This is a genomic window from Cyclobacterium salsum (genome assembly GCF_010119245.1).
Classification (GTDB): Bacteria; Bacteroidota; Bacteroidia; order Cytophagales; family Cyclobacteriaceae; genus Cyclobacterium; species Cyclobacterium salsum.
The window spans coordinates 348537-362339 of the sequence record NZ_WNKG01000005.1 but is presented as its reverse complement, the minus strand read 5'-3'; the positions used below and the strand labels follow the sequence as shown (position 1 = coordinate 362339).

At 44.1% G+C, this 13803-nt stretch carries 11 protein-coding genes and 4 tRNA genes; 2 read left to right on the top strand and 13 right to left on the bottom strand.

Features of this window, described 5'->3' with window-relative positions; genetic code table 11:
* Positions 1–42 precede the first annotated feature (42 nt).
* The 13 genes from rpoB to GJS45_RS10700 all read right to left on the bottom strand — a co-directional run bounded on the left by rpoB (position 43) and on the right by GJS45_RS10700 (position 11731).
* On the bottom strand, positions 43–3918 hold the full coding sequence (rpoB, locus tag GJS45_RS10760) for a DNA-directed RNA polymerase subunit beta (RefSeq protein ID WP_162341764.1): 3876 nt from the start codon (positions 3916–3918) through the stop codon (positions 43–45).
* 157 nt (positions 3919–4075) lie between these two features.
* A complete protein-coding gene (rplL, locus tag GJS45_RS10755; RefSeq protein WP_162341762.1) occupies positions 4076–4456 on the bottom strand; it encodes a 50S ribosomal protein L7/L12 in 381 nt (126 codons plus the stop codon).
* A gap of 48 nt (positions 4457–4504) precedes the next feature.
* Complete coding sequence (gene rplJ, locus GJS45_RS10750) at positions 4505–5044, bottom strand: 50S ribosomal protein L10 (protein ID WP_162341760.1); 540 nt, start codon at positions 5042–5044, stop codon at positions 4505–4507.
* Positions 5045–5046: 2 nt separating this feature from the next.
* Positions 5047–5745, bottom strand: coding sequence for a 50S ribosomal protein L1 (gene rplA, locus GJS45_RS10745; protein ID WP_162341758.1), 699 nt, complete (start codon positions 5743–5745; stop codon positions 5047–5049).
* 10 nt (positions 5746–5755) lie between these two features.
* Positions 5756–6199: a 50S ribosomal protein L11 gene (gene rplK, locus GJS45_RS10740; protein WP_162341756.1), complete on the bottom strand. Its 444-nt coding sequence runs from the start codon at positions 6197–6199 to the stop codon at positions 5756–5758.
* Between the two features lie 3 nt (positions 6200–6202).
* Positions 6203–6760, bottom strand: coding sequence for a transcription termination/antitermination protein NusG (nusG, locus tag GJS45_RS10735; RefSeq protein WP_092174265.1), 558 nt, complete (start codon positions 6758–6760; stop codon positions 6203–6205).
* An 18-nt stretch (positions 6761–6778) separates the two neighbouring features.
* On the bottom strand, positions 6779–6967 hold the full coding sequence (gene secE, locus GJS45_RS10730; RefSeq protein ID WP_162341754.1) for a preprotein translocase subunit SecE: 189 nt from the start codon (positions 6965–6967) through the stop codon (positions 6779–6781).
* Between the two features lie 130 nt (positions 6968–7097).
* Positions 7098–7168: transfer RNA gene (locus GJS45_RS10725), tRNA-Trp, on the bottom strand.
* Positions 7169–7280: 112 nt separating this feature from the next.
* Positions 7281–8468 carry an elongation factor Tu gene (gene tuf / locus GJS45_RS10720; RefSeq protein WP_162341752.1) on the bottom strand — a complete coding sequence of 396 codons (1188 nt, stop codon included), beginning with the start codon at positions 8466–8468 and terminating at the stop codon, positions 7281–7283.
* A 59-nt stretch (positions 8469–8527) separates the two neighbouring features.
* Positions 8528–8599, bottom strand: a tRNA-Thr gene (locus GJS45_RS10715).
* Positions 8600–8636: 37 nt separating this feature from the next.
* Positions 8637–8709: transfer RNA gene (locus tag GJS45_RS10710), tRNA-Gly, on the bottom strand.
* 168 nt (positions 8710–8877) lie between these two features.
* Positions 8878–8960 (bottom strand) — tRNA-Tyr (locus GJS45_RS10705).
* A 158-nt stretch (positions 8961–9118) separates the two neighbouring features.
* The gene (locus GJS45_RS10700) at positions 9119–11731 is read right to left on the bottom strand and encodes a M1 family metallopeptidase (protein WP_162341750.1); all 2613 of its coding nucleotides are present in this window, start codon (positions 11729–11731) and stop codon (positions 9119–9121) included.
* A 414-nt stretch (positions 11732–12145) separates the two neighbouring features.
* On the opposite strand from GJS45_RS10700, the gene pyrH reads away from it, so the two are divergent.
* Both pyrH and frr read left to right on the top strand, forming a co-directional pair.
* On the top strand, positions 12146–12856 hold the full coding sequence (pyrH, locus tag GJS45_RS10695; protein ID WP_162341748.1) for a UMP kinase: 711 nt from the start codon (positions 12146–12148) through the stop codon (positions 12854–12856).
* Between the two features lie 8 nt (positions 12857–12864).
* Positions 12865–13425, top strand: a complete 561-nt coding sequence (frr, locus tag GJS45_RS10690) for a ribosome recycling factor (protein WP_162341746.1) — start codon at positions 12865–12867, stop codon at positions 13423–13425.
* Positions 13426–13803: the final 378 nt, after the last annotated feature.

Here is a 13803-nt window from a genome sequence, read left to right as displayed (position 1 = left end):
TTTGTGTATTTGATGGCCCCGAAAGGCCTATTGGTTTCTAAGTTAGTCAAGCGTAATTTCCAATGCAAGTCCCCTGAGTTCATGTACCAATACATTGAAAGACTCTGGTATGTTTGCTTTTGGTAAATTTTCACCCTTAACAATGGATTCATAGGCTTTGGCCCTGCCAATGACATCATCGGATTTCACGGTTAGGATTTCTCTCAACACGTGCGACGCGCCGAAAGCCTCCAGTGCCCAAACTTCCATTTCTCCGAAACGCTGACCTCCAAATTGGGCTTTTCCACCCAAAGGCTGCTGGGTTATCAACGAATAGGGTCCGATGGATCGGGCGTGCATCTTATCGTCCACCAGGTGACCGAGTTTCAACATGTAGGAAACGCCCACGGTGACGGGTTGATCAAATTTCTTACCGGTCAGTCCGTCAAACAGATAGGTCCTTCCAAAAGAAGGAAGCCCTGCTTTATCCAATTCGGCAGCTACCTCATCGGTAGTCGCTCCGTCAAATATTGGAGTGGCATAGGTCTTTCCTAATTCCTTGCCTGCCCAGGCCAAAACCGTTTCGAATATCTGACCAATATTCATCCGCGACGGTACACCAAGCGGGTTAAGTACAATGTCCATAGGAGAACCGTCCTCCAGGAAGGGCATGTCCTCATCCCGAACGATACGGGCCACGATCCCTTTGTTTCCGTGCCTACCGGCCATTTTATCGCCAACTTTTAGCTTTCGCTTCTTAGCTACGTAAACTTTCGCCAATTGAACAATCCCGGCTGGTAATTCATCTCCTACTTCAAGGGTAAACTTATCACGCTTGAAAATTCCTGAAATTTCGTTACGGGTATTGGTATAATTCTTAACCAACTTTTGCACAAGCGCGTTAGCATGGGCATCGTCGGTCCAATCATCCAAAATAATATCGGATATCAGATTTACCTCCTCAGCCACATTGTAATTACTCTCGTCCCTGTATGGGTTTTTCGCCGGGAATAAGTTGTTCTCAATGTTTTGGTAATTGAACTTCATTCCCTTGCTGATGATCTCATCTCCAAACTTATGACGAACGCCATTGGAAACTTTCCCTTCAAGAATCTGCACCAGTTTTTCGATCATTCGAGCCCGAACAACGAGTAAATCCTTGCTGTAAGATTGCTTTAACCTTTCTACTTCCGCTTTCGCTTTCGCCCGAAGGTCCTTGTCCTTTTTCGGCCGTGAAAACAGCTTGGTCTCAATCACCACTCCATTTAAGGAAGGAGAGGCTTTCAAAGAGGCATCTTTTACGTCACCTGCCTTGTCACCGAATATGGCCCGTAGCAGTTTCTCTTCCGGAGTAGGATCTGTTTCACCCTTGGGAGTAATTTTCCCAATGATAATGTCTCCTTCTTTTAGTTCCGATCCGACTCTGATAATGCCGTTTTCGTCCAGGTTTTTAACGGCATCTTCCGATACATTAGGGATTTCTGAAGTGAGCTCTTCTTCTCCGCGCTTCGTGTCCCTGACCTCTAACTGAAATTCCTCAATATGGATGGAAGTGAAGACATCTTCACGCACCACCCGCTCGGATATTACAATCGCATCCTCAAAATTATAACCCTGCCAAGGCATGTAGGCGACCAACAGGTTTTTGCCTAAAGCAAGTTCTCCTTTATTGGTAGAATACCCTTCCACGAGCACCTGTCCTTTTTTGACCTTTTGTCCTTTTAAGACTATTGGGGTAAGGTTTATTGTAGTGTCCTGATTGGTTCTTCTGAATTTAATCAGGTCATAGGTTTTATACTCATCACTGAAATTCACCAGCAATTCATCGCTGGAAAGTTCATACTTGGTGATGATCTTTTCGGCATCAACGTAGTCTACGACTCCGTCTGCTTCTGCAAGAATCAGCGAACGTGAATCGATTGCCGCCTTTCCTTCCAGTCCGGTACCGACGATCGGTGCCTCTGCCTTTAACAATGGAACGGCTTGCCGCTGCATGTTGGACCCCATCAGGGCCCGGTTAGCATCATCATGCTCCAGGAACGGAATCAGGGAAGCGGCCACCGAAACAATCTGGTTGGGTGCCACGTCCATATAGGATATTTCTTTCGGTTCCAAGACCGGGAAATCACCTTCAAACCTGGCTTTCACCTTATCATTCACAAAGTTTCCTTTTCCATCCAAGGGCGCATTGGCCTGCGCAATATTATTGTCGTCCTCTTCTTCAGCCGTAAGGAATACGATGTCTTCAGCATTCATACTTACTTTACCCTCACTAACCTTTCGGTAGGGAGTTTCCAGAAAGCCCATGCTATTAACCTTTGCGTGTACACAAAGAGAAGAAATCAATCCAATATTGGGTCCTTCCGGGGTTTCGATGGTACACAAACGACCGTAGTGCGTGTAGTGCACGTCTCGCACCTCAAATCCGGCCCGTTCCCGGGAAAGTCCACCAGGACCCAGGGCAGATAACCTTCTTTTGTGCGTCAACTCGGCCAAGGGATTGGTCTGGTCCATAAACTGACTCAACTGGTTGGTACCAAAGAAGGAGTTTATCACGGAAGAAAGCGTTCTGGCATTAATCAGATCAACCGGTTTGAAATCTTCGTTATCCCGAACATTCATCCGCTCGCGGATTGTTCGGGCCATTCGTGCCAACCCGACACCAAACTGACTGTAAAGCTGCTCGCCTACCGTTCTTACACGACGATTGCTCAAGTGGTCAATATCATCGACCACCGCTTTGGAGTTGATAAGCCCGATCAGGTATTTTACAATGGATATAATATCCTCGGTAGTCAACACAATTTTCTCAGAATCAATATCCAGTCCGAGTTTTTTGTTTATCCTGTACCTGCCTACTTCTCCCAGGTCGTACCGCTTATCAGAGAAAAACAACCCATGAATTACCTCCCTTGCGGTCGCTTCATCCGGAGCTTCGGTATTCCGTAATTGCCGGTAGATTACTTCTACTGCCTCTTTCTCAGAGTTGGAGTTATCTTTCTGTAGGGTATTATAAATGATGGAATAATCGGCAATATTAACGTCCTCTCTGTGGAGAATAACGCTTTTGGTGCCCGATTCCAAAATCAACTCGATATCTTCATCCGTAAGGATACTATCTCTTTCCAATAAGACTTCGTTCCTATCGATAGAAACCACCTCTCCGGTATCTTCATCGACAAAGTCTTCTACCCAGGTCCGTAAAACACGCGCAGCTAATTTTCTGCCTATGATTTTCTTAAGGTTAGACTTATTGGATTCCACTTCTTCGGAAAGACCAAACAAATCCAGAATCTGCTTATCAGATCCATATCCGATGGCTCGTAAAAGGGTGGTAACCGGGAATTTCTTTTTCCGGTCGATGTACGCATACATGACATTATTGATATCCGTAGCAAATTCTATCCAGGAACCTTTAAAAGGAATGATCCGGGCAGAATAAAGCTTGGTACCGTTGGTGTGTTTACTTTGAGCAAAGAAAACACCTGGTGACCGGTGGAGCTGAGATACAATAACGCGCTCTGCACCATTGATTACAAAAGATCCCTTCTCGGTCATGTAGGGAAGGTTTCCTAGAAACACTTCCTGCTCGATGGTTTCGAAATCTTCGTTGTCTTCATCAGAGCAGAGCAATCGCAATTTTGCTTTTAAGGGAACTGAATAAGTCAGACCACGGTCAATACTTTCGGAAACATTGTATTTGGGAGGATCTACGGTATAGTCGATAAATTCAAGGGTGAAATTTTCCCGGGAATCACTGATGGGAAAATTTTCAGAGAACACCTTGAAAAGACCATCCTGCCTTCTTTTCTCTGCAGGAGTATCCAGCTGGAAGAAATCTTTAAAAGATTGCAGCTGAATATCTAAGAAATCCGGATAGTCTTTGACTACCTTTATGGATGAGAAACTTTTCCTTTCGGTTTGATTCTGGATAGCCAAGGCAGTATATAATTTTAGTGAAAGTTTTTATAAATATAGGACAATTTACACTTAAAAAAGTGCAATTTATTTACCGTCCATAAACAGGAAAAGACCTGACTGATAAGTCAGGTCTAATGCTGATTAACCAAATCCAATCGGAGTTGGCTATTCAATTCTATTTAAGCTCAACTTCAGCTCCAGCTTCTTCAAGTTGCTTTTTAAGAGCTTCCGCTTCTTCTTTACTTACTCCTTCTTTAACTGCTTTAGGAGCACTGTCTACGACTTCTTTGGCTTCTTTTAGTCCCAAACCTGTCAATTCCTTAACAAGTTTAACTACCGCCAATTTTTGTCCACCTGCAGCTTTTAAGACAACATCAAAAGAAGACTTCTCTTCTTCAGCAGCACCTTCGCCAGCGGCTCCACCTCCAGCTACTACAGTAGCGGCAGCAGCGGCAGGTTCGATACCATATTCATCTTTTAAAATTGCGGCTAACTCATTTACCTCTTTTACAGTTAAATTAACTAACTGCTCAGCGAATGCTTTAAGATCTGCCATTGTATTAACTATTTAAATTGATTGTTTTTACTAATTTGAATGATTTTTTTAAGCTTCTTTTTCGGCCAGCGTTTTCACGAGACCTGCAAGCGTATGTTTTCCGCTCTGAAGTGCTGATAGCACATTGGTGGCAGGAGATTGCAGTAAACTGATAACCTCTCCGACCAGTTCTTCTTTTGACTTCAGATTGGAAAGCACTTCCAGGTTGTTTTCACCTAGAAATTGATCTCCATCAACGGACGCTCCTTTGAACAAGGGACGCTTGTTTTTAGGCCCCAGTTTCTTTCTGAAATCTAGAATTACCTTCGCAGGAAGGTTACCAATCTCCTGTGAAAACAGGATACCGGAAAAGCCTTTCAGCGTTTGTTCGGCGAAGTCAGCATAATCTGCCTCCATATTTTCAAGGGCTTTCTTGATCAGGGTATTTTTATAAACCCTGTATTCAAGCCCTTTATCGAAACACATCTTCCTGAAACTGTTTACCTGCGCAACACTGAATCCCGAAGCATCGGCAATATAAAAATGCGGAGTAGTCTTCAGTTTGTCGGTAAGTTCTTCAATTATGGTTTTTTTGTCTTCTCTCGTCATAATTATATACCTTGAATACTACTTTTATCGATCACGATACCCGGAGACATGGTGCTGGATAAATGAATGCTTCTGAAATAAGTGCCTTTTGAGGCAGATGGTTTCAACTTTGAGATCGTTAAAATCAGCTCGCGTGCATTTTCCTGAATTTTTTCAGGACTGAAAGAAACCTTTCCTACGCTTGCATGAATAATACCGAACTTATCTACCTTAAAGTCAATTTTACCAGCTTTTACTTCTTTAACCGCTTTCCCTACATCGAGGGTCACCGTACCGGATTTGGGATTTGGCATCAATCCTCTCGGACCCAAAACCCTACCCAATCTACCTACTTTAGCCATCACATTCGGAGTGGTAATGATGACATCCATGTCAGTCCATCCCCCTTCGATTTTAGCAATGTACTCGTCTAAACCAACATAATCGGCTCCAGCCTCTTTGGCTTCCTCTTCTTTGTCAGGGCTGCAAAGCACCAATACCTTCAATTCCTTGCCTGTTCCATGAGGAAGGGCCACTACACCTCTGACCATCTGATCAGCTTTTCGTGGATCCACTCCCAGACGAATATCCAGGTCTACTGAGGAATCAAATTTGGTCTTTGAAATTTCCTTAACAATTGAAGAAGCCTCTGCCAGGGAATAGTGTTGGCTAGGGTCGTATTTAGAAAGAGCTTCTTTTTTACTTTTTGTTAACTTAGCCATTTTTTACGTATTATTCCTCCCAAGGAGCTTTTCCTGAAACTGTGAGGCCCATACTTCTGGCAGTTCCCGCGATCATTTTCATGGCGGAATCTACCTTAAAAGCATTTAAATCAGGCATTTTCACTTCTGCAATTTCTTTTACCTGATCCCAGGACACTGAGCCAACCTTTTTCCTGTTGGGTTCCGAAGAACCGCTTTTCAATTTTGCCGCCTCCAGCAACATGACAGCTGCCGGTGGTGTTTTTACAACAAAATCAAATGACTTGTCCGAATAAATCGTCACAAGTACAGGAAGAACCTGGCCCATTTTATCCTGAGTTCTGGCATTGTACTGCTTACAGAACTCCATGATGTTCAACCCTTTTGAACCAAGGGCCGGACCAACTGGAGGAGATGGGTTTGCCTGGCCACCTTTAACCTGTAGTTTTAGATAACCAGAGATTTCTTTAGCCATTTCCTAATCTTGTTTTTCTACTTGTATAAAGTTTAACTCAACGGGAGTGTTTCGGCCGAAAATCTTAACCATAACATTAAGCTTTTTCTTGTCTTCAAACACTTCCTCAATCACACCCGAGAAACCACTAAAGGGACCGTCCATTACTTTTACGGTCTCTCCAACTATAAATGGTGTATCTAGTTTTTCTGCAAACTCATCAATCTCTTCAACCCGACCTAAAATCCGATTGATCTCTGACTGACGTAATGGCTCAGGGGTTTTGGAAGCCCCCCCTTGGTTTGACCCTAAAAAACCGATAACTCCCGGTATGCTCGTAATAACGTGATTGGCTTCTCCATGACTAAGATCCGCATTAACCAGAACGTAACCAGGGAAAAAGTTTCTTTCCCTAACACGCTTCTTGCCGTTTCGCATCTCATATACTTTCTCAGAGGGTATCAAAACCTCGGGAATAAATTCCTCCAGCTTTTGACGGGCAATTTCATTGTCCAGATAAGTCTTCGCTTTTTTCTCCTGACCTGCCACTACTCTGAGCACGTACCATTTGTGATCTGCCATCCCGTTTTTTAAAATTCTTTAGAATAAATCATAAAACCATGTCATGATATTTTCGAATGTCAGGTCTATTAAACCGATGACTAATGCGAAAATCAAGGAAGCCACCAGCACTAGCACCGCGCTGTTTTGTAGAGACGAATACTTAGGCCAAGTGACCTTGTTTTTCATCTCATCGATGGATTCGACTACAAAATTTTTAACATTCATCCTTGTAAAATTGGTTAACAAAGAACCCCTTCCCGTACCCTCAGGCCATGAAGATGGGTCCGTACTTTTAACTTGCTTCCAAAAACATTGATTCCAACGCTTCTGACATGGTTTTACCCTTAGTTGATTGCACGGGCGGAGAGATTCGAACTCCCATCAACGGTTTTGGAGACCGCTATTCTGCCATTGAACTACGCCCGTATTTTACGACCCTCAATTAAGGAACGCAAAAGTAGTGATAAAAGGCCAAAGAAACAAATGCGATCCCAATTAATATCAGGATCGCATTCGTACTATGATCAGTAAATCAAGATTAGTCCAAAATTTCAGTTACCTGTCCGGCTCCTACCGTTCTGCCACCTTCTCGGATTGCAAATCGAAGTCCTTTTTCCAAGGCCACCGGATTGATAAGTGATACTTCAATAGTCACGTTATCACCTGGCATCACCATCTCAACGTTTTCAGGAAGTTTTATCTCTCCTGTCACGTCAGTAGTTCTTAGATAGAATTGAGGACGGTACTTATTGAAGAAAGGTGTATGTCTACCTCCCTCTTCTTTGGAAAGTACATAAACTTCCGCTTTGAAATGAGCATGAGGCGTAACAGATCCGGGCTTACAAATAATCATCCCTCTCTTGATCTGCGCTTTTTCAATACCTCTCAACAACAATCCTACGTTGTCACCTGCTTCACCGCGATCAAGAATTTTACGGAACATCTCAACACCAGTAACGGTAGACTTTAGTCCTTCCGCTCCCATACCGATGATGTCAACTGCTTCTCCTGAGTTAACAACTCCTCTTTCAATTCTTCCGGTAGCAACGGTACCTCTACCAGTGATAGAAAATACGTCCTCTACAGGCATCAGGAAATCTTTGTCGATGGCTCGCTCAGGAAGTGGGATGTGCTCATCCACTGCTGTCATTAATTCCATTACCGCATCTTCCCATTTGGCTTCCCCGTTAAGGGCTCCCAGGGCTGATCCTGCAATCACAGGAATGTTGTCTCCATCAAACTCATAGAAAGAAAGTAATTCCCTTACTTCCATTTCCACCAATTCAAGCAGTTCGGGATCATCTACCAAATCTACTTTGTTCATGAATACCACCAAAGCGGGTACTCCTACCTGTCGAGCAAGCAGGATGTGTTCTCTGGTTTGTGGCATTGGACCATCCGTGGCTGCAACTACAAGAATTGCACCGTCCATCTGGGCAGCACCAGTAACCATGTTTTTTACGTAGTCAGCGTGACCTGGACAGTCAACGTGGGCATAGTGCCTTAACTCCGTTTGATACTCTACGTGTGAGGTATTGATCGTAATACCTCTTTCCTTTTCTTCCGGCGCGTTGTCGATGGAAGCAAAGTCTCTTAATTCAGAAAGACCCTTTCTGGCCAATACAGTGGTAATGGCAGCAGTCAAAGTAGTCTTACCATGATCGACGTGACCAATCGTACCTATATTAACGTGGGGTTTGGAACGGTCAAAGGTTGCTTTTGCCATGCGTGAAAATCCTCTGTTTAGTTAAAGATTAAATTTCATTAAATGTTTGAAATGTTCAGAGCCAACGACGGGATTTGAACCCGTGACCTCTTCCTTACCAAGGAAGCACTCTACCACTGAGCTACGTCGGCTTTTTACATCCAGTTTTATGCCCTATTTAAAGCATAGAGCGGGAGACGAGGCTCGAACCCGCGACCTGCAGCTTGGAAGGCTGCCGCTCTACCAACTGAGCTACTCCCGCTTATTATCAATGCACTAATCGAATTAGATTTCTCCTATCTTTAGCGGCATCCAAATTCCTTATTTTATTTTTAGAATCCAAAAATATCAAGCTATTATTAATAAAACAATAACTCTTCTCCTTCGTATTCCGGTTCTACCCTTTAAGAAGAACCCCTGCTTTAATTCGTGGGGGAAACAGGATTCGAACCTGTGAAGACATAAGTCAACGGATTTACAGTCCGTCCCAGTTGGCCGCTTTGGTATTCCCCCAAATAACAACAATCCGTCTTACTCAAAACATCATAAGATTTCCGTTGTTGTCGTAACGGATGGCAAAATTATACCCTTTTACCAAACATTCAAAATATTATAAAAAAAAATCTTCTGTTTTTTACGAATTCAAAAGCATCTCATTCACCATCAGGAATTTACTCCTCATTTAGGTAGGGCTCCAGGTAATATTCCTGATACCGCTTTACCATCTCATCTTTTTCAGAGTCAAACAGCGATTCGGCAAGTTCTACCACTCCTTCCTGATCGATAAAGCCAAACAAAGATTGAAAAGCTGCTAGCCGTACATAACTTAGCGGGTGCTCCCTGCCAAGCGCTGCCAGCCGATGGATGGCCTCCGAATCGGGGACTCCTTCCACACTCGCATAGTAATCTCCGTAATACCCAATAAAGTAATACAATGACTCCCCCGAAAGAAGCTCCAATTTTTCATCCATCCAGGAAGCGTTCTCCACCTGGCCTGTTTGCGTCAGATAATCTGCCAAAGGTGCTATTATACGGATATTATCCTCAGCCCTAAATTGCTCAAACAGTTCTTTTTTCTTGTCAGCTTCCCCATCCAACTCCATGATCGCTACCAATGCCGCTCCAGATACCTGATAGGAGGAGTCGTTTACCATGCGGTAAAGCAACGGTCGATATTTTCCAGCATCAAATCCGGCCAATACCTCCAGCGCTACCGATCTCACGGCATTATTTGGATCATTTTCAACGATATCCGAAATGCTGGTTTCCCACTGAGAAATAAATTTTCGCTTGTCTTCCATGCGAAGCATCCGTTGAAGTGCCAGTTCGCGCACCACCGCAAAAGAATCATTCAGTGCTTTCTGAAAAGTCTCTTCCTTTACTCCCTCTCCTTCGTAAAGAGAAGTAAGGCTGTCCAGGGCCTCTACGCGTGCCAGACCAGAACGCGAGGTAAAAAACTGCTTTTCCAAAAATTCCTTGCCCCGCTGATGCACTTTTTCAGCCAGCAAGGTGTGGTGCTCGTCGAAAACAACCCATTCCGTACCACTGCCATTCTCCAAGGCAAATTGTTGGGAGGCCCGATTCAGCGTGAATTGCTTTTCAGTTCGTTCGCCATCTTTATACACACTGACGGTGAAAGGAATCTTATAAAGCGGATTTCCTGACAGGTCTTGCCGCTGCTCCACGGTCAATTGAATGTTGTCTTTTTGAGAAAAGTCCCAGCTTATGGCTAGCTCAGGATGTCCGGGGTTAAGAAACCATTGGTTGAAAAACCAATTCAGGTCCATGCCGGAAGCCTTTTCAAATGCCAGTCGAAGCTGGTGAATTTCTACGCTTCCGAAGGCATTTTCTTCCAGGTAATCATGTAATGCCTGAAAAAACACTTCGTCTCCCAGATACCTCCGCAGCATGTGCAACACCCGTCCCCCTTTGGCATAGGTATGACTGTCAAACAGGTCTTCGCTATCTTCATAAAAATACCGAATCAGGGGTTCTTGCTTTTCTTCGGCCTCATCCAGATATTGTTCCAGTGCATTGAAATGGTGCATGTCGGCCTGGTCTCTGCCTTCTTTGTGTTCCATCCACAGGTATTCGGAATAGTCCGCAAACCCTTCGTTTAAGGTTAAGTTTGCCCAGGACTCCGTGGTGACGAGATTCCCAAACCACTGGTGGAACAGTTCGTGCGCAATGATATAATCCCATTCGCTGTCCAGGGCTTCCCTTTCATTCAATTGCAGGCCTTCCATAAAAATCGACAGGGTCGTATTTTCCATGGCTCCGGAAACAAAATCCCTGACCACTACCTGATCGTATTTTTGCCAGGGGAAGGGGGTATCCAGGATTTCTGAAAAAAAGCGCATCATTTCAGGTGTATGGGCAAATACTTTTTTGGCTCCTGCTTCATATTTCGGCTCTACAAAATACCGAATAGGAACCCCTGCCACTGTATCTGCCTCTATGACCGCAAATTCACCAATCACCAGGGCTGATAAGTAAGGCGCGTGGGGTTGATCCATTCGCCAATGGTCCGTCCGGTACCCATCTTCGTGTTTTTCACGGCTCAGTAACTTACCGTTGCTAAGGCTGCTATACCCCTCCGGAACCCGCAGGTAAAAGTCATGCGTTTGCCGCTCATTGGGATGATCGATGGTAGGGTACCACTTAGAAGAATACTCCGTTTCTCCCTGTGTCCAGATTTGTACGGGCTTTGCTGAATCGGAACTGTCGGGGTTAATGAAATAAAGCCCCTTGGAGTCCGCAATGGCAGCGGATGTTTCGGAGGTCCCTTTTTCGGGATAGGCCGTGTACTTGATTCCAATGTGCAAGGTATCCTCTCTGGTAAATTCCCGGGGAAGCGACAGCCGGATGGTTTCCTGATCGTAAGTGAAGGGCAACGGCATGGGTTGTCCCCCTTCTTCCAGCATTGTTTCGTGTATTTCAAAATCTTTGGCATCCAAAACCAATTCACGCTGCGGATAATTATAGGGTGTCAAGGTAAGCAGGGCTTCCCCGAGAACCGCTTGCCGGGCATAATCGAAGGACAATCTGAGTTCGGTATGTAACAAGTCAAAGGCTCGGGTTGCGCTGGGATGGTATTGGTGAAGTGCTATTTCCTTCTCCCTGATCAAGTCAGCAGACAGGCTGTTTTGGGTTGGTACAACCGTATCGGTTGGGGTAAGCTCCTGGGGTGCCCTCTCAACCAGGGTCTGGGCAGCAGGTTTACAGGAAAAAAAGCAAAGAAGTACTCCCAGCAAGGTAAACAGGCGATCAGTCTTGAAATTCACAGGTACTTTATTTTATAATTTATAAAAGTGACAAACCGGAACATGTCGAAGGGAGGTTTACCCTATCTCCTACCGTCCAGCCCTATCGATGGATTAAAATTAGGGAAATGCCGGCACAAAACTAAACAAACAAATGATAATCCGTACCAAGAGCAAAGGAACCGGTACAAACAAGATTGATTTCGAAAGATGAAGCCCGGTATTTGATAGCAATTCGGATGGAGCAGGGCGATTTGCCAGCGAGTGCTGCGATTAAAGAACCTGGAAAAAAACCATTCATCCTTTCAATTTTAGGAATAAGATTTAGTATTCTAAAAACAAGGATTTATATTTGTCGGGCTATAAATTAAAAAAAAGTAATCTAAGCATGCAATTTAAGCCTTGATCGGTCATCAACTGAAAAACTATTCCAAGATGAAATACAAACGAATTCTCCTGAAATTAAGTGGAGAAGCGCTAATGGGCGATAACAGTTATGGTATAGATTCCAAACGCCTGCAAGAATACGCAACAGAAATAAAAAATGTGCATGACCTGGGTGTGGAAATAGCCATCGTCATCGGAGGGGGGAATATCTTCAGAGGCGTGCAGGCGGGCAAGGTAGGCATCGATCGTGTACAGGGAGATTACATGGGCATGTTGGCCACCTTGATAAACGCCATGGCCCTTCAAAGTTCCCTGGAGCAGAATGGCATGTACACACGCTTAATGTCGGGGATAAAGGTAGAAAGTGTCTGCGAACCCTTTATCCGAAGAAGAGCGATCCGGCATTTGGAAAAAGGAAGAATTGTCATTTTTGGGGCAGGAATTGGCAATCCTTATTTTACGACCGATTCGACGGCCAGTCTGCGTGCGATTGAAATCGAAGCGGAGGTGGTCCTAAAAGGAACCCGCGTAGACGGAGTCTACACGGCTGATCCGGAAAAAGACAAAAATGCAACCCGGTATGCTAACATAACTTTTCAGGAGGTATACGAAAAAAACCTGAATGTCATGGACATGACGGCCTTTACGCTCTGTCAGGAAAACAACCTGCCAATTATCGTTTTTGATATGAACAAAACCGATAATCTGCTGCACCTGATACAGGGAAATGAAGTAGGAACATTGATTACATCAAACTAAAAAGTCCAATGGAAGAGATTCAGTTACAATTAGAGGAAGCGAAATCATTGATGGAAAAGGCGGTTCAGCACACCTCAGCGGAGCTGCTCAAGATCCGGGCAGGAAAAGCCATGCCTAATTTTGTGGATGGAATCATGGTGATGTATTACGGAAACCCTACCCCGATTCAGCAGGTAGCTTCCATCACCACACCGGATGCCAGAACACTTGCTATCAAACCCTGGGAAAAGAACCTGATCCAGGAAATAGAGAAAGCCATTATCAACTCCGATCTGGGGCTGAATCCGCAGAATAATGGCGAAATGGTTTTGCTAACCGTTCCTCCACTCACGGAAGAACGACGAAAGAACCTTGTCAAACAGGTTAAAAATGAGTGCGAGAATGGAAAAATCAGTATTCGAACGATTCGCAAAGACACCAATGATGAACTCAAAAAGCTGTTGAAGGATGGCGTATCCGAGGATGAAGTAAAGCGTGGAGAGGACACCGTCCAAAAATACACAGATGCCTACTCCTCTAAAATTGACGACCTTTTTGAAAAGAAGGAAGCCGAAATCATGAAAGTCTAATGCCTGGCTAACTTATACCTGCGTGCAGAAAAAAATAAAGAACAGACAGCTAGAAGCTGACTATTCTTTCCTGTATTAAACCTTACCTGCCAAAGTTAAGGAATTTGAGGAATAAAAAAAATCAGATTTTTCCTGTGTTACGGGTTTAACGAAAGCCCCTTGATTGTTTTGTGTTAACCTTACACTTTCGTCTAAGACCCTGGGCAATTGGTTCTAAACCATCGATTTTTCAAACGAGCTATAAGAGAGTTATCGAAGAGCTGTTGCTTATATTTTAGTAGAGAAATAGGCTAAATCTAGCTTGAATTACTGCATTTTATTGAGATTCTTATTTTTTTTTTGTGGGAAATGAAGATTTATTGACTTCAATTTCTATTA